Below are 25,742 nucleotides of genomic sequence, written 5' to 3' on the forward strand. Positions count from 1 at the left end.
TACTATACATGCCCCGGATTATGGGGCTTTTTTTTTGGAAAGTATGTTAGCCTTTTTTGCTGTATTTTAATTTATTTATAATATTAATTTAAATACAGCCAATAATGTTGTGGTTAATTGTTTGTTATCTAATAAATTTTATGTTAAAAGATATTTTATTCGTAAAAATATTTTTTTAAAACACTTCAATTCACAAATTTTATAATTTTATTAACTTATAATTAATAATACTTTTATGATAGATTTTTACCAAAACAAGTATGGGAGTACCCCGTCTGCTAAATCGCAGTTGATTAAGCTTTGCCGGTTTACGCGCAGGTTTATGATGCTGGCTGTATTGATTGCCTGCTTTGCGGGAAATGCACAGACCTTACTCATTAACCCTGCTGCCGAAGGAGGGTTTAATAATGGCCCTACCTTTCCCGCTAACGGCTGGACAGTGTCAAACTCTGCCAATAACCCCTGGGTAATTGGCACAGTAGTTTCTAACGGAGCAATTACAGGAAATTCGGCGTATGTTTCCAATACATCAGGAACTACGCACGCCTATGATATAACAGTTCCCACATCAAATTATTTTTACCGGGACATAACAGTGCCTGCGGGTGAAACCAAGATTATCCTGAGTTTTAACTGGTTAGGCCAGGGGGAAAGCACCTGGGATATGTGGCAGGTTTTTGTAGCTCCCACAACTATAATACCTGTTGGAAGTACGGCCTATCCCGGCAATGGGCTTACTTTAGTTCCTGCTGACATAGCCGGGTCTACTTTTGTAGGTAGCGGAAATCAGCAGGGAACCCTGCAGACTGCTACACTTTTTCTTCCAGCATCGCTTGCTGGTACTACTTTCAGGCTTATTTTTTACTGGAAGAGTGATACTTCCGGTGGTACACAGCCGCCTGCCGTTATTGATAACATATCTTTAACTTCAGGACTACCGGGTACTTTTATTTCAGTAGCATCGGGCAATTACGGCACCCCTTCCACCTGGGACGCGAACGCTGTTCCTACATTGGGGGATTTTGTAACTATCTCAGCAGGGCATACTGTAACTATTGATGCTGATAATCAAGGTGCCCGATTTTTAACAGTAAATGGTACTTTAGCGTATGCTACATTACCAACAGGATTTAGCATAAGTGAAAATTTGAATATTGCTAATGGAGGTTTAGTAAATGTCTTTAATGGGACAACCGGCAAAACACTTACAGTAGGGGGCAATATTACTAATAATGGCTCAATAAATTTATCTGTAGGTACAACAACAAATGGATCATTAGTCCTTAATGGGCCTGTTGTTCAGACTATTGGTGGTACAGGTACATTTGTTGATAACCGCATACGAAATCTAATCTTTGCAAATACAAATACTGCGACACCTAATATCAACTGGCTTGTAAATAATATAAGTATAGAGAATAACCTGAATATTTCTAATGCCAGGATAAACTTAGGCACAAATACTCTGATTTTTGGAATTAGTAACGCCTCTACCGGCGGTACATTTACATTTACTAACGGTGGTTTCTTACCCGGCGGCAGGTTTTCCAGGTGGTGGAACGGTACACAAACAGGTTACACCACTGCTTCCCCAACATCTATACCTACCGGTGGAGCCGGAAGGTATCCTTTCTTTACCCCTGAAGGTCAACAAAGGATTTTTTATCTTGGAAGAACTTCACCTACTGTAGGGGGGCGTTATACTGTTACTTACAATCATGCTAATGGTCTCTCCGGAGTAAATGTTACTGATGGGACTTATGTAATCTCAGATCGTTGGGATGGGAATTTTCAAGTGAGCCTTGACGGAACTTCGCCTGTGGCGGCGTCATTTTGGGTAACTATTTTTGCACCAAACGCATTTACAGCATTTAATAACAATACGCGCGTTATGCTTTCTAACAGTGCTATAAGTGGCACTCATAATCCCGGAACCCCTATACCTTCGGGACAAAGATCCGGAGTTTCGGCTGCTGATCTTTTATCAACCACAGGATTATTTCTGGGTATAAATAATAATGACATACCCTTCACCCCTATTGCCAGTGGAAACTGGAATGATCCCTCGATATGGAATAAAGGGACTGTACCCCAATGTGGCGATGCAGTATCTGTCGCATCAGGTTTTACGGTAACCGCTAATACTGAGGGTGTCCAGGCAGCTTTAGTAACCATTAATCCGGGAGGCACCCTGGTAGTATCTGCGGGAGATTTTACAATAGGATGCAGCAATAATAACAATCCTCTAATCAATAATGGAACCCTGACAGTTACCGGAGGCGTCTTGAACATAAATGGTAATATGGTTCATAATGCACTTTCGGTATTCAACCATTCCGGTGGTGAGATAAACATAGATGGGAATAGCGGTTCGGCAGCTACTTCTGTGGCGAGTGGTACCGCGATTGTGCAAATAAATACACACCTTATCAACTGGACTGGCGGTGTACTTACAATTGTTGATCCTCATGCAAACTCTACGGCTTCAAATACCTTTGCATTCAATAATAGTGTGGCATCAGTAAATGTTACCTCAGGCCATACTTTGCGTTTCGGAGATGGAACTTCATCAGATGCCGGGGGTAATGCAGCTAACGGTTTCAGGATAGCAACATTCGTTGGGTCTGGCAGGTTCTCCTTTAATAATATTATAATAAATGGCCCGGCAACTGGAAACCGCCATGTTTCCACAACTTCAAGCTTTGGGATTAACGGTAACCTGACAATTAACGCAAGTGGCGAATTCAGGGATAACGGGACTATCGTATACCTTAATGGCAATCTTGTGAATAATGGCTCATACATTAGCACAGGTACATTAACATTCGGTAGCTTTTTAAATGGTACTGCGGCGGCCAGTACCAATGCCCAGCAGCTTTCAGGAACCGGTACTTTTGCCAACTCTGCAACCACGCCAACTGCTAATATTAATTCACTTACGGTTAATAATGCCAATGCTTCAGGGGTTACGCTAAATGTTCCATTATCCGTAAGCAATACGCTTACATTGACATCGGGCAAAGTAAATACTTCAGATGCCAACCTGCTGACGCTTGGTACTGCAACACTTGCCGGTACACTAAACGGAGGCAGTACAATTGCCTATATAGCAGGCCCTTTTACAAGGACTATAGCTAATAATAATACAAACACCAACTTTTTACTTTTCCCTGTGGGTAAGGCGGCTTATGCCCCGCTATCGCTGGCGCCGGCTACTACTTCGGTTGCCAGTATAAAGGCTGAAGCTTTTGACAGTAACTCTGGTACCGCAAATGCCTCTATAACCAACCTTGCCACAGGCAGGAGATGGGAAGCGCCTATAGTATCAGGTACAATAACAAATATTAATGTAAGGATTGGCGATGCGAACCTTGTTGCGGCTAATATTCCTGTTATAGCACCAACGGCGTCTGGTGAATACACATCAGCATTAGGAAGCGTGGCAACCTTTGCAGCTAATACCGCCCCTGCTGTTAATACAGTAACAGCCAATGCCGCTATACCGGTGGCTAACTATACCGGGTTTATTTCTTATGCAGAATCTAATGCCTGCAGCGGTACTCCTGCTCCCGGCAACACTATAGTTTCAGCCAATAACATTTGTGCGGGTACTGAAGTAACATTTAGTGTTCAAAGCGGCACTACCGGAAGCGGCGTTACCTATCAATGGCAAAGTTCTGTTAACGGGACAGACTATACTGATATCAGTACTGCTACGTCAACAACATTTACAACAGTGCCTACAGCACCATTATTTTACAGGCTGCGGGTAACATGTGCAGCTGGACCTGATTCGGCTACATCAGTTCCTGTACAGATTGTGTTTTCAAATACAGTGGCTTCTGTAACTTCAGCTTCAAGATGTGGTACCGGAACGGTAACGTTACAGGCTACTCCTGGCGCCGGGGCTGATATTGTATGGTTTGATGCTGCAACAGCAGGTAACCAGGTAGGTACAGGCAATACTTTTGTGACGCCTTCTATAAACACTACTACCAGCTATTTTGCTGCGGCGCGTTCTACAACGGCAGGCCTTGCTACTATAGGCACTGGTACAACACTCACAGGTTCAACTGAGCAGCCTACTGCATTCTGCAACCGTTGGCCAAACTACTGGAGCCAGACAATTTACACAGCTTCGGAACTTAGGGCTGCTGGCCTTACTGCGGGTAACATCACCTCAATGGCTTATAATATTGCTACTTTGGGAGATGGTGAAACAAATGCTAACTTTACGGTAAGAATTGCTACAACAGGTTTAACTGCATTTACTGGTACAACTTTCCTTACATCAGGATTTACAACGGTTTATGCCCCTCAAACCTATACACATACAGCATCAGGATGGCAAACCATTGATTTTACCACTCCTTACAACTGGGATGGTATATCAAACATTGTTGTAGAAGTAAGAATGGATGGAGCAGACCTTCTTAATAACTCACAAACATTTTTTACTGCCACTTCAGGAAATACGGTCTTATGGGCTACCAGTTTTACAGGTACTACCACAACAGGGACATTATCCCCGAGAAGGCTGAATGTAAGGTTTGGAGGCCAGCTGGGCTGTTTGTCTGCCAGGGTACCTGTAACAGCCACTGTTACCCCGGCCCCTGCATTTACATTAAGTGGTAACGCTGCTACAATATGCAATGGCGACACATCACCTGCAATAACCATTACCGCAGGTGCTTCAGATTACGACACTTACGTATGGGCTCCGGCTACAGGAGTGTCGGGCAATGCTACAAGCGGCTGGGCGTTTAATCCTTCAGCGTCTACCGTATATACGCTTACAGCATCGCAAACGGGAGGCGCGTTGTGCAGCAGTACTGCAACAGTAAATATTACGGTTAATCCAAGGCCTTCGGCTCTGGCTATATCACCGGTTACAAATCCTGTATGCAACAATACGGTTGTTACTCTTTCAGCAACAGGAGGTTTAACAAATGGTACTGTTACAATAGGTACAGCTACAACAAGAACCACTGATACAGAAGAGTTAACGGCATTTAACAACAGGAGGATCAGTTATAAGAGCCAGACTATCTACACCGCTGCTGAACTGACAGCCGCAGGATTAAAAGCTGGCCCAATTACAGCTATTACCTATAATATAGCTACTGTAGGCAGTGCTTCAAGTACATCAGCTTATACAGTAAGGGTTGGTACTACTGCCAATGCTGTATTCCCTAATACAACCTACTTAAACGAAGCCGGCTTTGCAACTGTATTCGGCCCGGTTACTTATAACCACGCTGTAGGCCTAAATACAATTACATTTACTACTCCATATATTTGGGACGGTACATCAAATATTGTAATAAGTGTGAGCCATACAGGTATCGACTCTACCAATAATGCCCAGACGTTTTTCACAGACTCGGGCGCTAATACAACATTGTTCAACTTTAATAACCTGACAGCAACAACAGGTACTTTATCTACCAGAAGGTTTAACCTAATCTTTGCAGGACAGGTTGAAACACCAGTTACATGGACACCTGCTACAGATCTTTATACTGATGCGGCAGCGACATTGCCTTATGTAGCCGGAACCGGCGCAAGGACGGTATATGTGAAACCTTCCGTTACTGCCAACACGGTTTACACAGCTACAGCTACACTTGGCAGTTGTACATCAGTCCAAACCGTTACTGTGAACAGTACGGACTGCTCAATAGGCTGGGGCAACCTGCAGTTCCCTCCAAACGGTACTATCAACACATGCGGAAACCATACCATATACGGACAAGTATGGAAAGACGGTATCACCAATGGCCCGGGGCAGGCTGCCGGAATGCAGGCCTGGGTTGCCGTTTCAACAACCAACAGTGATCCTGCAACATGGCCTCAATCTGCATGGCAACCGGCTGCATTTAATGTTCAGGTGGGTAATAATGATGAGTTTATTTATAATATTACCGGCCTTTCAGCAGGCACCTATTATTATGCATTCCGTTACCAATACTTAACAGGCCCTTACCTCTATGGTGCTACAAACGGCCCCTGGAACGGTACATCAAATGTAAACGGTGTACTTACGGTTAATGCTATTAATGCACCAACTGCCAACGCTGCACAGAGTTTCTGTTCAGGCGCTACAGTTGCAAGCCTTGCTGCTACGGGAACGGCTGTTAAATGGTATGCCGCTGCAACAGGCGGTACTGCACTTGACGGTACTACAGCGTTAGTTAACGGTGAAAACTATTTTGCATCACAAACAATAGACGGATGCGAAAGTACAGCAAGGACTGAAGTTGTAGTGGCCATAAACAACATTACCGTTACGGCTCCTGCCGATGTTACGGCTTGCGGAAGCTACACGCTTCCCGCCCTTACAACAGGTAACTACTACACGGCTCCTAACGGGGGAGGCACTTTGCTTGCCGCCGGTACTGCGATTACTTCAACGCAGACTATTTATGTGTATGCCCAAAGCGGCACTACACCAAACTGTACTGCTGAAGACGACTTTGTAGTAACTATAGTTAATGCACCTGTTGCTGTTGCGCCTGATGATGCTTCGGCTTGCGAAAGCTATGCGCTTCCTGCCCTTACAGTAGGAAATTATTACACGCAACCTAATGCCGGCGGATCCATGCTTTTGGCAGGTGACCTGATTACTTCAACGCAGACAATTTATGTATACGCACAAACAGGTACAACGCCTAACTGTACTTCTGAAGACAGTTTTGTAGTAACAATATTTAATGCCCCTGTAGTTGTTGCCCCTAATGATGTAACAGCTTGTGGAAGCTACATACTCCCTGCCCTTACAACAGGTAACTACTATACTGCCCCTAACGGAGGAGGTACAGTGCTTGCCGCCGGTACAGTGATTACTTCAACGCAGACTATTTATGTATATGCCCAAAGCGGTACTACACCAAATTGTACGGACCAGGACAACTTTGTGGTAACTATAGTCAATGTAAATGCTCCAACAGGCGATACACAGCAGGCCATAACCGCTGCTACACCTGAGGAAGCCACAATTGAAGATATTGTAGTAAATGAAACGGGTGTAATATGGTATCCGACACAGGCTGACGCTATTGCAGGTACATCAGCATATGCTCCGGGCACACAGGTATTTGCCGGTAATACTTACTGGGGTACCATTACGGTTGGCGGCTGCACAAGCGCCCCGCTGGCAGTACTTATTACAGAAGTATTAAGTAACAGGGGATTTGATGCCGCGTCATTCTCGTACTATCCTAACCCTGTAAAAGACAGGCTAAACCTGGTTTACGCTACAGAAATTACATCTGTTGAAGTATATAATATGCTTGGTCAGCCGGTTGTTAAGCAACAGCTTAACGCTGCTTCGGCTACAGTTGACATGTCAGCACTAGCAGATGGCACTTATATAGTTAATGTTACTGCTGGCGATACTGTTACAACTATAAAAGTAGTTAAAAAACAGTAAATTTTAATATTTATAAAAAAGGGCTGCTTCAGGAATGGGGCAGCCTTTTTTTTTTAAAGAAAAACTAGATTTATGATGAGTAATTCTACCTATAGTTTGGTAAGGAAGTATTTAGTGCAGCATGATAAAGCCGGCCGGGAAGTATTGGTGTATAGGTACAGCCCCGATAGAAGCGGCATCCTCCGTGCCGCCGCACTTATGGCGGCACGGAGATATAGCTGATAGCGGGAGGAGACGACAGCAAAAGTACACTTAGCCGGCTGCTCCCTAAAAAAAAAATATCTTAAGAACTGATAATATAGGCAAAACTGTAAGGCTAAGAAGTTTTCTTTGACTTGAAAGTATTAATGTTTTCCCTCCAGTAATCAACCAGGTTCTTTATTTTTTCCTTGTATCTGGCGTAATCATCGCCTTTTTGGATAAAGCCCTGAATGTGCAGCTTGTTGGCCTCTTTAATGGATTTTTCATCCTGCGCATTTGAAATGAATATATACGGGATGTCTTTGTCCATAAGTATTTCTTCATTAAGTATTGTATCGCGCAGTTCAAACCCGCCAAGTTTAGGCATGTTGATATCTGAAATAATAATAAATGGGTGAATGTCCGGCCTTCTGAGGTATTCTACTACCTGCGTACTATCAGAAAAAAACACAAGGTTGTTTTTGTATCCTAAATCCCTGAATATCTCTTTTAAAATCTCCCTGTCATCTTCATCATCTTCAATAATAAGTATATCCCTGTGCATCTTCATAGTAATCCTTCCTGCTTGCTTTTTGATTTAAAGCTGCAAAGTATATATTTTTAGGCAAATGCTACTAATAATTAATCTTAAAAAAAAGCATTTCCTCGTTAAAAAAAGGTTATTGGTATAATATCTTACAAAAAGAAGCCTAAATTTTATAACTTGCTGCGTCAACTAAAAATTTAATTAATTATGAAGGTAAAAAGAATCCTGCTGGCAGCCATATTCCTGACCATTTACCTGAAAGGGGGAGCGCAGCCGCAATTGACTGCTTCTGCAGTTATGGAAAAAGCTTTTGCTACGGCGCGGAAAGAAAATAAAAAGGTTTTTCTTATTTTTCAGGCCTCTTGGTGCAGCTGGTGCAGGAAGATGGACAGCCAGATGGCCCTTCCGCAACTGAAGCCATTGTTTGACCGGTACTATGTGATTACGCACCTTGATGTACAGGAGCCTCCAAAGAAGAAGGATCTCGAAAATCCGGGTGCGGAAGGGTTGCTCGCGCAATATAACGGCAGTGACTCCGGCGTCCCATTTTTTGTAATATTGGATACGCAGGGCAAGGTACTGGAAGATTCGCTGGACAGCAATAAAGAGAATATAGGCTGCCCTGCCACTAAAGAAGAAACAGAAGAATTTATAAGAATACTTAAAAATACTTCAAAACTCACTAATAAGGAACTGGCACTAATAGCAGGTACATTTATAATAAAGAAATAATGGAGATAGGGACATTAGCGGGAGTGCCTTTAGCTGCTATCGCAGAAGTTTTTAATGAAGCATTTTCTGACTATAAAATTAAATTTAATGTTAATGAGCATTTTCTTCTTACAAAATTTGCTGCCGAAAATATTAAACCAGAAGCTTCTGCAGGCGCATTTGTCGGCGGCAGGCTGGTGGGCTTCCTACTTCATGGCCTAGACCAGACAGGCGGAATAAAATATGTTTTTAATGCCGGTACGGGCGTTGTCCCTCCATACAGGGGGCAGCAGATAGCCCAGAAGATGTATACTTACATCCTGCCACTGCTAAAAGAGCAGGGGTACAGGCACCACCAGCTCGAAGTCCTTAATGATAACCTGCCCGCCATACATATCTATAAAAATATGGGTTTTACTGCTGTCCGTGAGATAGCTTCTTTTAAAGGGATTCCGCAGGTGGCAGGAATACATAATGTGGCTGTAAAGGAGGTGGGTGGTACTGACTGGGATTTTGTTGCCACATGCGCTACCGTACAGCCTACCTGGCAAAACAACTGGCAGTGCATAGAACGGGCAAAGGGCAGGCACCGTTTTTTTGAGGCTTATGCAGGCGATGAGCGGACAGGTTTTGCTATTTACGATACTTTTAACGGAAGGACCAAGCAATTTGGTGTAAAGCCGGAATGGCGGCGCAAAGGTGTGGGCAGTGCTATCTTTGGCCATCTGGCTACGCTTGGGGAAATAAATTTTGTAAACTATGACCTTTCGGATAAGGGCGGCGTTAATTTCTTCAGGAAAATTGGTCTGGAAGAATATTTCGGCCAGTACGAAATGAAAATGTACTACTAGGCGCATTTTATTATCTTTACAAAAAAATACACAATGAAAACTATACTTCCTGCTATTATAATGTTGCTGGGGTTATTAACCTGCCAGGCTCAGCATAAATTATTACCCCCGGTTAAGTTTGCCCGGGAAATGGCTGCCAGCAAAGGCCAGGTTATTGATGTGCGTACCCCTAAGGAATACAAAGCAGGGCGTATTGCTTATGCCGTAAACCTGCATGTTTATGACAAAGATTTTGAACAGCGGATAAATAAGCTTGATAAAAATAAGCCTGTTTACGTGTATTGTAAAGTAGGAGGGCGGAGTGCCGAAGCCGTAGCCATCATGAAGGCAAACAATTTTAAAAATATTGTAGAGCTGGAAGGCGGAATGGATGCCTGGACGGAAGCCGGACAGCCGGTACAAAAATAAAACCATGCCAGCCCTCACCATTATACTACTAACTTTCCTTGCTGTAGCAATTACGGTGATTATTTCATTATCCGTAAAACTAAAACAATCTCAAAAGGTAAAGGAAGAGTTACAGGACCGTTTCCTTGATATGGAAAACAAACTCAATACGCTTCAGTTGCAAACCCTTGAAGGGCGGCTCAATCCGCACTTGTTTAAAAATATCCTCAATTCTATACAGTCCCACGCGTACCAGACCTACTTCGCTATGGATAAATTGTCCAATGTGCTGGATTATATATTATATGAAAGCCAAAACCGCTTTGTAAGCCCACGCGAGGAAATAGATTTTGCGCTTAACCTCATTGAAATTAATAAAATAAAGATAAGCCCTTTATTTTCAATGAGCATAAAAAAGAAAATTGATGAACAGGACCAGCTCTATGACCAAAAGATACTGGCGCCGCTTATTTCAATTGACCTTATTGAAAACGCGTTTAAACATGCCGACCTGCAAAGCCCGGATGCTTTTATATCGGTCGTAATTGAATTCAGGGATAATAATTTTATGCTTACAGTGTCCAATAAAATATCTGGTAAATCTACTTTCCTCAAAGAGCATAGCGGCATTGGATCAACAACGCTTGAGCAGCGGCTCAGGATTATTTATAAGTCCTGTTTCCGGCTGGAGCGTTATATTGAAGAAGACGTATACGTAGCACAATTAAAAATCAACCTGCTTGAACACAAAAATCAGATGCTTACTGCTTGATGATGAGCTCCCGGGGCTTGCCTACCTGAAGATGCTTTGTGAGCAGATACCGGAGCTTGAGGTTATAAAGGCTTTCAACAGCCCCGAAATATTCCTGAGAGAACAAAATACGCTCGAGTATGACCTCCTGATATCGGATATAGAGATGCCCGGGCTCAACGGCCTGCAGGTGGCAGACGCAGTCAGAGGCAAGGCGGTGGTTTTTACTACAGCTTATAAAAATTTTGCCGTAGATGCCTTTGACAGGGATGCGGTTGACTATGTAGTAAAGCCTGTAAAGCCCGAACGCCTGATGCAGGCTGTAAAAAAAGTAATGGCACTCATGGAAAAGCCCGTCCAGGTAAAGCAGGTGCAGCTGAATACCGACAGGGGCAAAGCCCTGATTACAACTGACAGGATTTTTTGCATCATGACATCAGATATTGACAGCAGGGATAAGGTAATACTGCTTAATGATAATTCCCGTATACTTGCCAAAAACCTTTCTTTTGAAAAGCTGCTGGAATTGCTTCCGCAGAATGATTTTGTACGGATTAATAAAAGGGCCGCTATTGCCCTTAAACATGTTCAGTATTATTCGCATGACGAAATTACTGCCGATATCAACATGCCTGATGGCAGGGCCTACACTTTTCCCCTTAGCGAAATTTACCGCGCAGAATTTGCCAGGCTTGTAAGGCAATAGTGTATTTTATTACATATTTTAGCCTACTCGTTACAAATCCTGTTACAAGACAGGGCAATGCCATGCCTGCATGGTTTTTTTCTCAGTAATATTGCGCCATAATTAAGCCACAATCATGAAAAGATTTAAGAACAGCCTTTTTTACATCGCGGTTATAGTTATTTTCTCTGCAATTATATTCTGGGCATTAAAGAACGGCAAAAAGCTTGAAGCGGGCCGCCAAATAGTTGATAAAACTACCGGCAAGGGCCAGTGGCAGGATTTTCTTGACTCATTACATGTTAATCTTACACACCCGCTTGCATTGCTGCTGGTGCAGATTATAGCTATTTTGTTTGTGGCACGCCTGTTCGGCTGGATATGCAAGCGCATAGGCCAGCCTACTGTAATTGGCGAAATGATTGCCGGTATTGTGTTGGGGCCATCGCTCATGGGCATGTTCTTCCCGGAATATTCAGCCCTGCTTTTTCCAAAAGAATCATTGGGCAACCTCCAGTTCCTGAGCCAGATAGGGCTTATACTATTCATGTATGTCGTGGGTATGGAGCTGGACCTGAGCGTACTGCGGAATAAAGCGAAAGATGCCGTGATAATAAGCCATGCCAGCATCATCATCCCATTTACACTTGGTACGGTTCTGGCTTATTTCATCTATGACCAGTTTGCACCGCAGGGTATTGCTTTTTCCTCGTTCTGCCTTTTTTTGGGTATAGCCATGAGTATTACCGCTTTTCCGGTTCTGGCCAGGATAGTGCAGGAAAGGGGGCTGCACCGCACCCGTATTGGAGCACTTGTAATTACCTGTGCTGCCGCAGATGACGTCACCGCCTGGTGCATACTTGCGGCTGTAATTGCTATTGTAAAAGCAGGCTCTTTCGTAAGTTCACTTTACATATTAGGGCTTTCGGTGCTATATGTACTCCTGATGCTTTATGTTGTCCGGCCATTCCTGAAAAGGATTGGCGACCTCTATGGCAATAAAGAAAATGTTTCAAAACCCGTTGTGGCTATATTCTTCCTCACACTTCTGATTTCAGCCTACACTACCGAAATTATAGGGATACACGCCCTTTTTGGAGCTTTTATGGCCGGTGCTATTATGCCGGAGAGCATGCGCTTCAGGAACCTTTTCATTGAAAAAGTGGAGGATGTTTCGCAAATCATGTTATTGCCTCTTTTTTTTGTATTTACCGGCCTCCGGACACAGATTGGCCTTCTTGATGACCCTTACATGTGGGAAGTGTGTGGCTTTATCATTCTTGTGGCTGTAGTAGGCAAATTCCTTGGAAGCGCCATCACTGCCAGGTTTGTGGGGCAGAACTGGCGTGACAGCTTTACTATAGGTGCCCTCATGAATACCCGCGGGCTCATGGAACTTATTGTTCTAAACATTGGTTTTGACCTTGGTGTACTTTCTAAAGAGGTCTTTTCCATGATGGTTATCATGGCATTGGCTACTACTTTTATGACAGGGCCGGCGCTGGACCTTATAGGCTTTATATTCAATAGGAAAAAGAACTACATACCAGCCGAAATCAGGCAGGTAAGCCAGTTCAAAGTACTCGTATCATTTGACAGTCCTGAAGGTGGAAAAACACTGTTACGCCTGGCCAACAGCTTTGTACGCAAGCTTAGTGGCAATGCCATGGTTACGGCTATGCATGTTTCGCCCAGTAACGAAATCCATACATTCAACATTGACGAGTATGAGAAGGAAAGCTTTAAGCCTATTATAGCTGAAGCAGAAACGCTCAAACAGAAGGTAACCACCCTTTTCCGGGCCACTACCGATATGGATGCGGATATAGCAACCGTGGCAAATAAAGGCGAGTTTGACCTGGTGTTAATTGATATTGGGCAATCCATTTTTGAAGGTACGCTGCTGGGCAAGATACTAGGCTTTACTACACGGATTATAAATCCTGAAAGCCTGCTCAACACTTTTACAGGTAAGGAAAAACTCTTTGAAAATTCGCCTTTCGATGAAAAGACACAACAAATATTAAACAAAACAGAATCACCTGTGGGGGTATTTGTTGATAAAGAATTTAAAGGCACCGAAAAAGTTTTTGTGGCCATTTTTGATACGGCAGATGCCTTTCTTATTGATTATGCCCGCAAACTTATAAGCAATGCCGGATCACAGGTTACAGTGCTTAATGCAAGCCATATCAAGGATAACCCGCATATCAAGGAAACGATACAAAGTATTGAGCATACCGCACCTAACCATATAAAACTGCTAAACCAGAGGAAGCTCGAAAAAGAATTCCTGCAGGGCCAGGACCTGATGATAATAAGTGTTGAGAGCTGGCGTAAACTTATTGAATCGCGCAGTATATGGCTTAACCATACCCCCTCGCTGTTAATTATAAAGCCATAAATGCCATATTTGCAGGTAGTGAATTAACATACCCGTAAAACACACATGCTTATATTATTGTAAATTTATAGCACTAAAACATAAATATATGATACAGGTAAATGCATATGCGGCGTATGACGCCAAAACTCCCCTTAAGCCTTTTAGTTTTGAAAGGAAAGAACTCGCCCCAAACCAGATACAGATTGATATTTTATACAGTGGTGTGTGCCACAGTGATATACATTCGGCCCGTAGTGAATGGGGCCCGGCTAAATATCCGCTGGTACCCGGCCATGAAATTACGGGCCGTGTCATAAATGTTGGCAGCAGCGTTACCAAGTTTAAAATTGGCGACCTGGCTGGTGTAGGCTGCTTTGTGGACTCCTGCCGTACCTGCCCAAGCTGCCGCGAAGGGGAAGAGCAGTATTGTGAGGAGGGAATGACAGGTACCTACAACAGCTTTGAGCGCGGGACAACCATTCCAACCTACGGAGGCTATTCCACGAGTATCAGTGTAGATGAAAATTATGCGTTGCATATCTCGGAAAAATTACCGCTTGAAGGAGTTGCCCCTTTGTTATGTGCCGGTATTACCACCTATTCGCCGCTGAGGTACCTGAAAGTGGGTAAAGGCCATAAAGTAGCAGTACTGGGACTTGGCGGCCTCGGGCATATGGCAGTGAAATTTGCCGCTTCGTTTGGTGCGGAAGTTACCATGCTTAGTGCCTCCCCGTCTAAGGAAGCTGATGCTAAAAAGCTGGGCGCACATAATTTTGCACTCACGTCTGATAAAAATACGATGAGTTCACTCGTAAATACATTCGATGTAATTATCAACACGGTGTCCGCACAGCATAATTACAGCGATTATACCGGCCTGCTCAGGAAGAACGGTACTATGGTAATACTCGGAATCCCGCCTGTGCCTTCACAGGTTCCCGCATTCAGCCTTATCGGCAAAAGAAGGAGCATTATGGGGAGTTTAATAGGCGGCATAGCCGAAACACAGGAAATGCTGGATTATTGTGCCGAACATAATATAGTGTCAGATGTAGAGGTCATTAATATGGACTATATAAACGAAGCTTATGAACGTATGATAAAAAGCGATGTAAAATACAGGTTTGTGATTGACATGGCTTCGCTCAAAAATTAAATTAATAAGTCGTTTTTCACTAAGGGCTGTTCCTCAAAAAGGAGCAGCCCTTATTTTTTAACTTTTATTCAGTAAGAAATGTTTGCGGTTTGCACAATTATGCAACGGATGTGAAAAATTATGTAAGGACATGGCAGGTATGTGGAGGTAAATTTGTGATATGAGGCAGCAGGAATTATCTCACAAAATTTAACAAATCCTTAAGTTTTGTAGCTGAAATCCCGCTGTAAGAGTTAAAACCGGGTAAAATATGGCATCTTCTTCTTCCCATCTTGCTTTGGTAACCGGCGGTTCAGGTGGTATAGGAAATGCAATAGCCAGAAAATTTGCCTTAGAAGATTATAAGGTCGTCATAGCCGATATTGTTCCGCCTGCTGTAAGCCGGCACAATATTGAATATTTTGGTTGTGATGTGAGAGACGCGGATGCGGTTAACGGCCTTTTTGCAGGTGTTTTAAAAAGCTACGGAAGGCTGCCCGACACACTGGTGCTATCCGCAGGAAGGGGAATACACGAGCGGCTAACAGAAGGCGATCCTGAAAAGTGGCATGAAGTTATTGACCTTAATGTTATGGGCGTGTTGCGGTGCATCAGGGCATTTGTGCCACCAATGGAGGAGCAAGGAGAGGGAGAAGTAGTAATTATATCATCAGTTGCCGCAACGAAGGCTTACGCATACGGAGGTATTTATGGTGCTTCAAAAGCAGCAGTGGAAATGATAGCCGAAACTTTACGGCTTGAAACGCTGCCGGGGGTTAGGGTAACCATAGTGGCGCCCGGAGTTGTAGACACGGAATTTTTTAAAAATGAAGTGTCGGGCAATAAAAGTGTTAAAGATATAGGCGTAGGAAGCCTTTCGGCAGAAGATATAGCCGAAGATGTTTTTTATGCCATCAGCAAAAAAAAGGGGACAGGAATAAATAAGATAATTACAAGGCCTGCGGCGCAGGATTTTTAAAAGAACCAACTACTAAATTAACAAAAGGACTATGAAAAAAAGAGTTTTAATTACAGGGGGCGCCGGATTTATTGGTTCGCACCTTGCTGATGAGCTGATTGAAAAAGGGTATGAAGTGCGTGCGCTTGATAATTTAAGCGAGCAGGTACACGGGCCCGGTGCCGGAAGGCCGCAATACCTTAACCCGGAGGTAGAACTGATAGTGGGAGATGTAAGGGATAAAGATACAGTAGCTGATGCATTGCAGGGTGTTGATGCGGTTTTCCATTTTGCGGCTATGGTAGGTGTAGGCCAGAGCATGTACCAGATAAAAGAGTATACCGATGTAAACAATGTGGGTACAGCCGTGCTTCTCGAGGCGCTGATTGAAAATCCGGTTAAAAAGCTGGTTGTAGCCTCAAGCATGAGCATATATGGCGAAGGCTTATATAAAGATTCGCAAGGCGGCCTTGTACAGGAAGGCGAAAGAAGTATTGACGACCTCAGGAAACAGCAATGGAACCTGTATGATGAAGCGGCTGATTTTTCTCCACTGCCAACACCGGAAACTAAAAAACCATCGCTTTCATCGGTTTACGCGCTTTCAAAATACGACCAGGAGCGCCTTTGCCTTATAACCGGTAAGGCGTATAATATACCAACTACAGCGCTTCGCTTTTTTAATGTATATGGTACGCGCCAGGCATTATCAAACCCATACACAGGAGTACTGGCAATCTTTGCATCGCGCCTGCTTAATGATAACTCACCACTGATATTTGAGGACGGCCTGCAAAAAAGGGATTTTGTACACGTAAAAGATGTAGCACGCGCCTGCCGCCTTGCACTGGAAACTCCTGAAGCTGAGGGGGAAGTGTTTAACGTGGGCAGCGGCAACCAATATACAATTGTTGAAATTGCCGAAAAGCTTGCTAAGGTTATGGGCAAGGATATCCCTGCACAGATTACTGCAAAATACAGGGTTGGCGATATACGCCACTGCTTCTCTGACCTTACCAAAGCAAAACGCGTACTTGGCTATGAGCCACAGGTAGATTTTGAAGAAGGCCTGGCCGAACTGGCCGAATGGCTTGAAGGGCAAATAGCTGTAGACAGCGTAAGCAAAGCAACCGAAGAACTTGCCTCAAGAGGTTTAACCGTTTAATTTTTAAGTATGAAAAAAGTAACAGTTAAGCCGGATACGTCAAAAATTGGTATGGTGGAGTGGTTCCGCCCCGGGCAATACGAAAAAGTAAAACAGGCTATAAAAGATTTAAAAAAACTGGGAATAACAAAACTACGTACAGGTGTTTCATGGGCCGAATGGCATGTGGAAGGCAGTCCTGAATGGTACGACTGGCTTTTTCCTGAACTAAGCAGGCATGTGGAGATACTGCCTTGTTTTTTATATACACCGCCATCAATGGGAGAGGCAGACAGGGTATCGGCACCGCCAAAGTACCTAAAAGCCTATGCTGATTTTATTGATGTAATGATAACCCGCTACGGTGATTATTTTAACTGGATAGAGCTTTGGAATGAGCCAAACAATATAGTTGAGTACGACTTTACACTCGATACATCCTGGAACAAGTTTGCCGAAATGATAGGCAACGCGGCCTACTGGGCACAGCACAGGGGAAAAAAAACGCTGCTTGGCGGCATGAGCCCTATAGATCCTAACTGGCTGCAAACCATGACTGAAAGGGGGGTGCTTCAATATATTGACGCTGTAGGTGTACATGGTTTTCCTGAAACATTTGACCAGGTGTGGGACGGATGGGAAGAGAACCTTCGTGCCGTGCGTGAAGTACTGGAAAGTAATGGCCTGAATACTCAAATCTGGATTAGCGAAGCAGGTTTCTCTACCTGGCAGGGTGATGAGGTGAAGCAGTGGGAGCAGTTTAAAGAAGTAATCAATTCTACAGCTGACAGGATTTACTGGTACGGATTAAGCGACCTCGATCCGCAATATGCAACGGTTGCAGGCTTTCACCTGGATGACAGGGAGTATTACTTCGGCATGAAAAGACATGATGGGACAGAGAAGCTTTTGTATAAATTATTAGCCAAAGAAGGTATGGAAAATATAAACAGGCATAACTACATCAGCAAGCAATATGCTATTAATGAAAAAGAAAAATATACATTGATTACAGGGGGCGCGGGCTTTATTGGGACTAACCTTGCCAGCCGCCTACTTAGTGAAGGCAAAAAAGTAATGATTTATGATAACCTTTCGCGTGCCGGTGTAGAGCAAAACCTGCAATGGCTGCAAAAAGAGTATGGCGATAAGCTAATAGTGCAGGTGGCCGACATCAGGGAAAAAAGAATACTCGAGGAATGCGTAAAAGGTGCAGAGCAGGTATTCCACTTTTCGGCACAGGTGGCGGTAACGTCATCATTAATCAACCCTACGCATGATTTTGAAGTGAATATTGCAGGCACATTCAACATTCTGGAAGCTATCCGTAAATCGCCAAACAAGCCGCCACTGGTATTTACTTCTACCAACAAAGTCTACGGTGACCTGCTGGACCTTGGCCTTAAAACGGATAATACCCGCTATTATCCTGAAGATAAATACTTCAGGGAAAATGGTATTGACGAAAGCAGGTCTTTGGATTTCCACAGCCCTTACGGTTGCTCTAAAGGCGCTGCCGACCAGTATGTGCTTGATTATTCAAGGTCTTATGGTTTAAAGACTGCTGTATTCAGGATGAGCTGTATTTACGGACCTCACCAGTTTGGTAATGAAGACCAGGGCTGGGTGGCACACTTCCTTATACAGGCGCTTCAGGACAATCCTGTCACGATTTATGGTAACGGAAAACAGGTACGCGATATCCTTTATGTAGAAGACCTGGTAGATGCGTTTGTTTTGGCTCAGAAAAACATTGATAAAATTGCAGGACAGGCATTCAACATTGGTGGAGGAGCCGAAAATACGGTTAGCCTTGTTGAGATACTTGACATTATTAAAGATAAAACCGGCAAGGTGATGGACATAACTTTTGAGGAATGGCGTACGGGAGATCAGCAGTATTATGTATCTGATACGAAAAAATTCAGGAAAGCTACAGGATGGAAGCCAAAATATTCAGTAAATGACGGTGTAGAAGGATTACTGTCATGGCTATGCGAAACAAGAGGGATAGAATTGCCTGAAAGAAGTATATCTAAAGCTATTGCAATATAATGGAAACAGGAACAGTAACCACTGTAGAAACCACTACAACTGCACGCACAGCTACTATGCAGGCAGTAGTGCTTACTACACCGGGAAAAGCTGAATTACGGAATGTGCCGATGCCGGAGCCGCGAGAAGGAGAAGTAAGGATAAAGCTGGAAGGTTCAGGCGTATGCGCCTCCAACATCCCGGTATGGGAAGGGCGTCACTGGTTCAGCTATCCCATACCCGCGGGTAACCCGGGGCATGAAGGCTGGGGTGTAGTAGATAAACTAGGTAAAGGCGTAGAGGGCATTGAAGAAGGCGAACGTGTGGCCTGCCTGTCATACAACGCCTATGCACAATATGATATTGCTAAAGCGGATGAAGTTGTAAAGTTACCTGCTTCTCTGGATGGGAAGCCTTTCCCGGGGGAACCGTTGGGTTGCGCCATGAATATTTTCAAACGTAGCGACATCCAAAAAGGGCAGAAGGTAGCCATAGTGGGTGCAGGCTTTTTAGGGGCATTACTGGTGCAGCTTTGCAAATCGGCCGGGGCAGAGGTAATAGCTGTTTCAAAACGTGAATTTTCACTGGAAACTGCCACCAATGCAGGAGCAGATTATCTTGTGCCGATGGACGACCACTATAAAATCATCAAAAGAGTAACAGAAATAACAGACAATAAACTTTGCGAACGTGTAATTGAGGTTACAGGCAAAGAATGGCCGCTGAACCTGTCAATAGAACTGACTGCTGAAAGAGGGAAATTGATTGTGGCAGGTTTCCACCAGGACGGTATGAGGCAGGTAAACGTGCAGATGCTGAACTGGAGGGGCATTGATATGATTAGCGCCCATGAGCGCGACCCACAGCAGTATCTACAGGGTATGCGTGATGCCATTACAGCTATTGAAAATGGGCAGATGGACCCGTTCCCACTGTTTACACATTCTTTTCTGTTGGAGAAAGCACAGGAGGCATTCAGCCACCTTACCGGCAGGCCCGATGGCTTTATTAAAGCACTTATCATTAATGAGTAATTACCATGGCACTAACAGAAGAACAACAGGATAAAAAAACACTTTCACTGGGATTTATTGGCGTAGGCTGGATTGGCCGCAACCGCATGGAAGTATTGCTTAACGCGGGAAAAGCCGAAGCAGCCATCATCTCAGAACCGTATGAACAAAATGCCACCGAGGCATTGAAATCAGCGCCCAATGCACTGGTAACGGATACACCTGAAAGTATTTATAGTAACCCAGGCCTTGATGGTATTGTTATAGCTACGCCCAGCGCTATGCATGCGGCACAATCGGTTGAAGCGCTGAATGCAGGCAAGGCTGTTTTCTGCCAGAAGCCGCTTGGCCGTACTGCTGATGAGGTAAGGCAGGTAGTGCAGGCCTCAAAGCAGGCTGATAAGCTGCTGGCAGTTGATTTATCCTATCGCTATACAAAGGCTTTTAAAGCGGTGTATGATGTTATTACAAGTGGACAAATAGGTAAAGTGTATGCTGTTGACTTGACGTTCCACAACGCTTATGGGCCGGATAAGGAGTGGTTTTATGATATAAAGCGTTCCGGTGGGGGTTGTGTTATGGATTTAGGCATTCACCTTGTTGACCTTGCCTTATGGTCGCTCGGTTTCCCTGAAATTACTGAAATAAGCAGCCAATTATTTTGTAAAGGGGAAAAACTTGAGCCAAAGGAAGAAAAAGTAGAAGATTTCGCCCGGGTTTTAATGATGACCGATGCAGATACCGCTATAAGCCTGGAGTGTTCATGGCATGTTTCTGCGGGGCAGGATGCTGTAATAGAAGCTAAATTTTACGGTACCGAAGGCGGGGCGGCATTTAAAAACATAAACGGGTCTTTCTATGATTTCACCGCAGAAAAATATAAGGGTACTCATAAGGAAATATTGGTGTCGCCACCCGATGATTGGAGCGGGCGTGCAGGAATTGCCTGGGCTGACGAAGTATTAAAAGGTACAGGATATGATTCCAAAACGGCTGAAGAATTTATAAAAACGGCTGAAATAATAGACCGTATTTATGAAAGGCAGGCTTAAAATATTAATGACGGCTGATACCATAGGCGGAGTGTGGACTTACAGCATGGACCTTTGTAAGGCGCTGCAGGACTATGATGTAGAGGTACACCTGGTGACGATGGGCGGGCTACTCAATGAGGAGCAGAATACGCAGGTAGAGCAACTAGGCAATGTTCACCTGTACGAAAGCAGTTATAAGCTGGAGTGGATGCAGAATCCGTGGGAAGATGTAGAAAAAGCCAGGCAATGGGTACAGTCAGTACATGATAGGGTAATGCCCAATCTTATCCACTTCAACAACTACGGGCAGATTAATGGCAGGTGGAACTGTCCGGTTATAACTGTCTTTCATTCCTGTGTGCAGACATGGTGGCAGGCCATAAAAAGTGAGGAAGCCCCTCCGGAATGGGAACGTTATAAAGAGCTTGTTGAGAAAGCACTAAGGCTCTCAGATGTTGTAGTAGCCCCTACCGTAGCCATGCTGCAACAGGCGGAATCAATATATGGCGGGTTTGCTTCTGCAGAAGCAATTTATAACGGCAGGAACCTGAAAGTTTGCGGGTCATTACGAAAAGAGCCTTACATATTAAGCGCAGGCAGGGTTTGGGATGAGGCTAAAAATATTAAGCTTTTATCAAATATTGCTTCTGAACTTGAGTGGCCTGTATATATAGCCGGGCAAAATGAAAGTCCGGACGGAGAAACTTATACACCTGCAAAAGTCAGGTTTTTGGGACACATGCCACAAGATGATTTGCAGCACTGTATGGAAAGGGCATCAATATTTGTAATGCCCGCTAAATATGAGCCTTTCGGTTTAGCAGTATTAGAAGCTGCCAACGCTGGCTGTGCCTTAGCGCTAAGCAATATTGATACACTCAGGGAAATTTGGGGTGATGCTGCGGTATATTTTAATCCGTTTGATGAAATATCTGCAAAAGCAATTATCCAAAACCTGATTGCAGATGAGGAGCTAAGGCATAAAATGACGGCAAAAGCAGTAATAAGGGCCAAAGATTTTACTGCCGCAGCAATGGCTGACAAATACATGCAGCTGTATCAGAAACTGGTGCATGAAGATTATAAAGAACTAACAAACCAGAACGTATGAATATAGTATTATTTTATCATTCCCTTGCTTCCGACTGGAACCACGGCAACGCGCATTTCCTTAGGGGAACCGTAAAAGAACTCCTTAAGCGGGGCCATAATCTGAAGGTATATGAGCCGGAAGGGAACTGGAGCCTTGCCAATCTTGTTAAAGACCACGGCAAAGAGAAGGCGCAGGAGTTTACCAAATATTACCCAATGCTGAAGGCACGTTTTTACAATCCTGTAAAACCGGATTATGATGCTATGCTTAAAGGTGCTGACCTGGTTATAGTGCATGAATGGAATGAACCGGAACTCGTGGCAACTGTAGGGGAGTTAAAAGATAAATATGGCTACAAACTGCTTTTTCATGATACGCATCATAGGGCAGTATCGGAAGTGGAGAGCATGGGCAAGTACGACTTTGCCAATTATGACGGATGCCTTGCTTTTGGCGAAGTGATAAGCAATATTTACAGGAATAATAAGTGGATTGAAAAAGTATGGACATGGCATGAAGCTGCCGATGCTGGGTTGTTTAAGCCACAGCCTTCTGCAGAAAAGGAAGGCGACCTTGTCTGGATTGGCAACTGGGGCGATAATGAGCGCACTGAGGAGCTGATGGAGTTCCTTATAAAGCCAGTAAAAGAACTGAAGCTGAAGGCAAAGGTTTATGGCGTACGCTACCCGGATGAGGCCTTAAGAGCCCTTAAAGATGCCGGTATTGAATATGGCGGTTGGCTCCCCAATTACAAAGCGCCTGAAGTATTTGCCAAATATAAAGTTACTGTGCATGTACCGCGTGGGCCGTATGTAAAATGGCTGCCGGGCATACCAACCATACGCCCGTTTGAGGCATTGTCCTGCGGCATTACGTTGGTATCTTCTCCATGGGATGATGCGGAGAACTTATTTACACCCGGCGAAGATTTCCATATGGCCAAAAATAGTGAGGAGATGAAAGCACAGCTTCAAAGAGTGCTTTTTGATGAGGGACTGGCACAAAAACTGGCTGAACGCGGACGTAAAACTATCCTGGCAAGGCATACCTGCGCGCACAGGGTTAATGAACTGGAAGATATTATGAAACAATTAGGGTTTAATGAGGCGCTCATCTACCCGATGCAGACAAAAACATTAGAAGCATGAACACCAGCCAACTAAATATAGCATTTTTCGGGTCGAGTATCGTATCGGCCTACTGGAACGGAGCCGCCACATACTATCGGGGTATTGTAAAGGCTTTAAATACTATGGGGCATAATGTTACTTTTTATGAGCCCGATATTTACGACCGCCAGAAGAACAGGGATATTGAAGACCCTGATTATTGTAAGGTAGTGGTATATCAGGCAAATCAGGAGGAAATAAGCAGGCTGATAGAACAGGCAGCAACAGCCGATGTGGTTATCAAAGCCAGCGGCGTTGGCGCTTATGACGAACTGCTGGATCGTGAAGTAGCAAACCTGAAGAAAGAAAATAATCTCGTTATTTTTTGGGATGTGGATGCACCGGCAACGCTCGACAGGATTGAAAATGATCCCTCAGACCAGTTCAACCGGCTGATACCGCAATATGATTTCATACTTACCTACGGAGGTGGCCAGCCTGTTATTGATGCTTACGATAGGAACGGCGCGCAAAAGTGCATCCCTATTTACAATGCCTTAGATACCGATACGCATCATCCTGTACCGCCTGAAGAACGTTTTGAAGGTACGCTTGCTTTCCTTGGCAACCGCCTGCCCGACAGGGAAGCCCGTGTAGAGGAGTTTTTCCTGAAACCTGCGGCTGAACTGCCACAGCATACATTTTTGCTGGGTGGGAGCGGATGGGAGGATAAACACATGCCACAGAATATTAAGTACATTGGTCACGTCTTCACTGCCGACCATAATGCATTGAACTGCACGCCAATGGCTGTATTGAACATAAGCCGTGACAGTATGGCTAAGTATGGTTTCTCACCTGCAACCCGGGTATTTGAAGCCGCAGGGGCAGGGGCGTGTATCATTACAGATTACTGGGAAGGTATTGATTTTTTCTTTGAGCCGGGAATAGAGATACTGGTAGCTAAAAGCGGTGATGAGGTTACGGAAATTCTCCGCACCCTTACTCAGGAAAGGGCCCGTGAAATAGGCGAGGCAGGTTATAGAAAAGTGCTTGCTGCACATACCTACAACCACAGGGCCGAGCTGCTGCAATCTATCATTAATAAATCATTGTCTGCCGCGCACGTGCAGGCACAATTTAATGACCTTACACTATGAAATTTGTAATAATAGGATTATCGGTTACATCATCATGGGGCAACGGCCATGCTACCACTTACAGGGCTTTGCTTAAGGAACTTGCCAAACTGGGCCATGACATACTGTTCCTTGAAAAAGATGTGCCGTGGTACGCGCCACACCGCGACCTGCCAAACCCCGGCTTTTGTAAAATGGCGCTATACGAAACCAATGAGGAGCTATGGAATAGCTATGCTGATGAAGTGGCCAATGCCGACGTGGTTATTGTAGGCTCTTATGTACAGCAGGGTGTTGAGGTAGGCGAGTGGGTTATAAAAACAGCTAAAGGCATAAAAGCCTTTTATGATATAGATACGCCTGTAACGCTGGCTAAGCTGCAGAGGCAGGATTATGAATATATTACCCCGGAGCTTATCAGTAAATACGACATCTATCTGTCATTTACCGGAGGCTCCATACTGCAACATTTAGAACAGCATTATGGCTCACCTGCGGCAAGGGCATTATATTGTTCGGTTGACCCGGAACAGTATTACCCTGAAAATAAAACGGCTAAGTGGGAACTGGGCTATCTTGGTACCTATAGCGATGACCGCCAGCCTACTGTTAACCTGCTTTTAAATAATGCAGCTACAGCTTATCCTGAAGGTACATTTGTAGTGGCTGGGCCGCAATATCCTGAATCCATAAACTGGCCCGAAAACGTGGAACGCATAGAGCACCTGCCGCCCGCACTGCACAGGGACTTTTACAATACGCAGAAGTACACGCTAAATGTAACACGCCAAGACATGATAAAGGCAGGTTATTCACCAAGCGTGCGCCTGTTTGAAGCCGCTGCCTGCGGTGTGCCAATCATCTCTGATTACTGGGACGGGCTTACGTCTTTGTTTGAAGAGGGTTCAGAAATACTTATTGCCCGTAATACCCAAGATGTACTAAACTATCTGAATACTATAAGCGATGAAGAGCGCAGGCGGATAGGGGAGAACGCAAGGAAAAAAGTATTAAAGGGCCATACAGCCGAAGCTCGTGCCAAAGAGCTGGAGGAATACATACGGGAAGCAATAAAAGCAAAGAAATTCAAGGCACTGCCTGCTGTAGGAAAAGTATGAGACCGCTTCACTGCAGAATAATATCAGTAAAGAAA

Annotated in this window: 19 protein-coding genes; 18 read left to right on the forward strand and 1 reads right to left on the reverse strand. The window is 44.3% G+C overall.

Annotated elements, in window-relative coordinates:
* The first annotated feature begins 235 nt into the window (after positions 1-235).
* Positions 236-7,432, forward strand: coding sequence for an Ig-like domain-containing protein (locus CHU92_RS13570; RefSeq protein ID WP_094416467.1), 7,197 nt, complete (start codon positions 236-238; stop codon positions 7,430-7,432).
* Positions 7,433-7,504: 72 nt separating this feature from the next.
* Positions 7,505-7,654 (forward strand): hypothetical protein, encoded by a 150-nt coding sequence (locus CHU92_RS15915; RefSeq protein WP_165764667.1) that lies wholly within the window; start codon positions 7,505-7,507, stop codon positions 7,652-7,654.
* A gap of 94 nt (positions 7,655-7,748) precedes the next feature.
* Here the strand turns inward: CHU92_RS15915 and CHU92_RS13575 are convergent, their stop codons facing one another.
* Positions 7,749-8,183, reverse strand: coding sequence for a response regulator (locus tag CHU92_RS13575; protein ID WP_094416469.1), 435 nt, complete (start codon positions 8,181-8,183; stop codon positions 7,749-7,751).
* Between the two features lie 183 nt (positions 8,184-8,366).
* Here CHU92_RS13575 and CHU92_RS13580 point away from each other — a divergent pair, with 183 nt between their 5' ends.
* The 16 genes from CHU92_RS13580 to CHU92_RS13655 all read left to right on the forward strand — a co-directional run bounded on the left by CHU92_RS13580 (position 8,367) and on the right by CHU92_RS13655 (position 25,707).
* Positions 8,367-8,891, forward strand: a complete 525-nt coding sequence (locus tag CHU92_RS13580) for a thioredoxin family protein (protein ID WP_094416471.1) — start codon at positions 8,367-8,369, stop codon at positions 8,889-8,891.
* On the forward strand, positions 8,891-9,721 hold the full coding sequence (locus tag CHU92_RS13585; RefSeq protein ID WP_094416473.1) for a GNAT family N-acetyltransferase: 831 nt from the start codon (positions 8,891-8,893) through the stop codon (positions 9,719-9,721). The genes CHU92_RS13580 and CHU92_RS13585 overlap by 1 nt, the downstream gene beginning before the upstream one ends.
* Before the next feature lie 33 nt (positions 9,722-9,754).
* Positions 9,755-10,129: a rhodanese-like domain-containing protein gene (locus CHU92_RS13590; RefSeq protein WP_094416475.1), complete on the forward strand. Its 375-nt coding sequence runs from the start codon at positions 9,755-9,757 to the stop codon at positions 10,127-10,129.
* Between the two features lie 4 nt (positions 10,130-10,133).
* Positions 10,134-10,880, forward strand: a complete 747-nt coding sequence (locus tag CHU92_RS13595) for a histidine kinase (protein WP_094416535.1) — start codon at positions 10,134-10,136, stop codon at positions 10,878-10,880.
* Positions 10,849-11,565, forward strand: coding sequence for a LytR/AlgR family response regulator transcription factor (locus CHU92_RS13600; RefSeq protein ID WP_094416477.1), 717 nt, complete (start codon positions 10,849-10,851; stop codon positions 11,563-11,565). Before CHU92_RS13595 ends, CHU92_RS13600 begins: the two co-directional genes overlap by 32 nt.
* A 115-nt stretch (positions 11,566-11,680) precedes the next feature.
* Positions 11,681-13,948 (forward strand): cation:proton antiporter, encoded by a 2,268-nt coding sequence (locus CHU92_RS13605; RefSeq protein ID WP_094416479.1) that lies wholly within the window; start codon positions 11,681-11,683, stop codon positions 13,946-13,948.
* Positions 13,949-14,036: 88 nt separating this feature from the next.
* Positions 14,037-15,086 carry an NAD(P)-dependent alcohol dehydrogenase gene (locus CHU92_RS13610; protein ID WP_094416481.1) on the forward strand — a complete coding sequence of 350 codons (1,050 nt, stop codon included), beginning with the start codon at positions 14,037-14,039 and terminating at the stop codon, positions 15,084-15,086.
* A gap of 250 nt (positions 15,087-15,336) precedes the next feature.
* The gene (locus CHU92_RS13615; protein WP_094416483.1) at positions 15,337-16,044 is read left to right on the forward strand and encodes an SDR family oxidoreductase; all 708 of its coding nucleotides are present in this window, start codon (positions 15,337-15,339) and stop codon (positions 16,042-16,044) included.
* Positions 16,045-16,075: 31 nt separating this feature from the next.
* Positions 16,076-17,188: an SDR family NAD(P)-dependent oxidoreductase gene (locus CHU92_RS13620; protein ID WP_094416485.1), complete on the forward strand. Its 1,113-nt coding sequence runs from the start codon at positions 16,076-16,078 to the stop codon at positions 17,186-17,188.
* 9 nt (positions 17,189-17,197) lie between these two features.
* On the forward strand, positions 17,198-19,222 hold the full coding sequence (locus CHU92_RS13625; RefSeq protein WP_094416487.1) for an SDR family NAD(P)-dependent oxidoreductase: 2,025 nt from the start codon (positions 17,198-17,200) through the stop codon (positions 19,220-19,222).
* Positions 19,222-20,235, forward strand: coding sequence for an MDR/zinc-dependent alcohol dehydrogenase-like family protein (locus CHU92_RS13630; RefSeq protein WP_094416489.1), 1,014 nt, complete (start codon positions 19,222-19,224; stop codon positions 20,233-20,235). Before CHU92_RS13625 ends, CHU92_RS13630 begins: the two co-directional genes overlap by 1 nt.
* A gap of 5 nt (positions 20,236-20,240) precedes the next feature.
* Positions 20,241-21,266, forward strand: coding sequence for a Gfo/Idh/MocA family protein (locus CHU92_RS13635; RefSeq protein WP_094416491.1), 1,026 nt, complete (start codon positions 20,241-20,243; stop codon positions 21,264-21,266).
* Positions 21,250-22,359: a glycosyltransferase gene (locus CHU92_RS13640; RefSeq protein WP_094416493.1), complete on the forward strand. Its 1,110-nt coding sequence runs from the start codon at positions 21,250-21,252 to the stop codon at positions 22,357-22,359. The genes CHU92_RS13635 and CHU92_RS13640 overlap by 17 nt, the downstream gene beginning before the upstream one ends.
* Complete coding sequence (locus CHU92_RS13645) at positions 22,356-23,489, forward strand: CgeB family protein (RefSeq protein WP_094416495.1); 1,134 nt, start codon at positions 22,356-22,358, stop codon at positions 23,487-23,489. The genes CHU92_RS13640 and CHU92_RS13645 overlap by 4 nt, the downstream gene beginning before the upstream one ends.
* Positions 23,486-24,610, forward strand: coding sequence for a CgeB family protein (locus tag CHU92_RS13650; RefSeq protein WP_094416497.1), 1,125 nt, complete (start codon positions 23,486-23,488; stop codon positions 24,608-24,610). Before CHU92_RS13645 ends, CHU92_RS13650 begins: the two co-directional genes overlap by 4 nt.
* The gene (locus tag CHU92_RS13655) at positions 24,607-25,707 is read left to right on the forward strand and encodes a CgeB family protein (RefSeq protein ID WP_094416499.1); all 1,101 of its coding nucleotides are present in this window, start codon (positions 24,607-24,609) and stop codon (positions 25,705-25,707) included. The genes CHU92_RS13650 and CHU92_RS13655 overlap by 4 nt, the downstream gene beginning before the upstream one ends.
* The last annotated feature ends 35 nt before the right edge of the window (positions 25,708-25,742 follow it).

Source organism: Flavobacterium cyanobacteriorum, assembly GCF_002251835.1.
GTDB lineage: Bacteria > Bacteroidota > Bacteroidia > Flavobacteriales > Flavobacteriaceae > Flavobacterium > Flavobacterium cyanobacteriorum.

Bases quoted from the DNA above. Each gene is read 5' to 3' on its own strand.
- CHU92_RS13640 (WP_094416493.1), top strand. From the start codon at position 21,250: ATGAAAGGCAGGCTTAAAATATTAATGACGGCTGATACCATAGGCGGA.
- CHU92_RS13625 (WP_094416487.1), top strand. From the start codon at position 17,198: ATGAAAAAAGTAACAGTTAAGCCGGATACGTCAAAAATTGGTATGGTG.
- CHU92_RS13620 (WP_094416485.1), top strand. From the start codon at position 16,076: ATGAAAAAAAGAGTTTTAATTACAGGGGGCGCCGGATTTATTGGTTCG.
- CHU92_RS13605 (WP_094416479.1), top strand. From the start codon at position 11,681: ATGAAAAGATTTAAGAACAGCCTTTTTTACATCGCGGTTATAGTTATT.
- CHU92_RS13635 (WP_094416491.1), top strand. From the start codon at position 20,241: ATGGCACTAACAGAAGAACAACAGGATAAAAAAACACTTTCACTGGGA.
- CHU92_RS13645 (WP_094416495.1), top strand. From the start codon at position 22,356: ATGAATATAGTATTATTTTATCATTCCCTTGCTTCCGACTGGAACCAC.
- CHU92_RS13590 (WP_094416475.1), top strand. From the start codon at position 9,755: ATGAAAACTATACTTCCTGCTATTATAATGTTGCTGGGGTTATTAACC.
- CHU92_RS13575 (WP_094416469.1), bottom strand. From the start codon at position 8,183: ATGAAGATGCACAGGGATATACTTATTATTGAAGATGATGAAGATGAC.
- CHU92_RS13650 (WP_094416497.1), top strand. From the start codon at position 23,486: ATGAACACCAGCCAACTAAATATAGCATTTTTCGGGTCGAGTATCGTA.
- CHU92_RS13570 (WP_094416467.1), top strand. From the start codon at position 236: ATGATAGATTTTTACCAAAACAAGTATGGGAGTACCCCGTCTGCTAAA.
- CHU92_RS13585 (WP_094416473.1), top strand. From the start codon at position 8,891: ATGGAGATAGGGACATTAGCGGGAGTGCCTTTAGCTGCTATCGCAGAA.
- CHU92_RS13630 (WP_094416489.1), top strand. From the start codon at position 19,222: ATGGAAACAGGAACAGTAACCACTGTAGAAACCACTACAACTGCACGC.
- CHU92_RS13610 (WP_094416481.1), top strand. From the start codon at position 14,037: ATGATACAGGTAAATGCATATGCGGCGTATGACGCCAAAACTCCCCTT.
- CHU92_RS15915 (WP_165764667.1), top strand. From the start codon at position 7,505: ATGATGAGTAATTCTACCTATAGTTTGGTAAGGAAGTATTTAGTGCAG.
- CHU92_RS13580 (WP_094416471.1), top strand. From the start codon at position 8,367: ATGAAGGTAAAAAGAATCCTGCTGGCAGCCATATTCCTGACCATTTAC.
- CHU92_RS13655 (WP_094416499.1), top strand. From the start codon at position 24,607: ATGAAATTTGTAATAATAGGATTATCGGTTACATCATCATGGGGCAAC.
- CHU92_RS13615 (WP_094416483.1), top strand. From the start codon at position 15,337: ATGGCATCTTCTTCTTCCCATCTTGCTTTGGTAACCGGCGGTTCAGGT.
- CHU92_RS13595 (WP_094416535.1), top strand. From the start codon at position 10,134: ATGCCAGCCCTCACCATTATACTACTAACTTTCCTTGCTGTAGCAATT.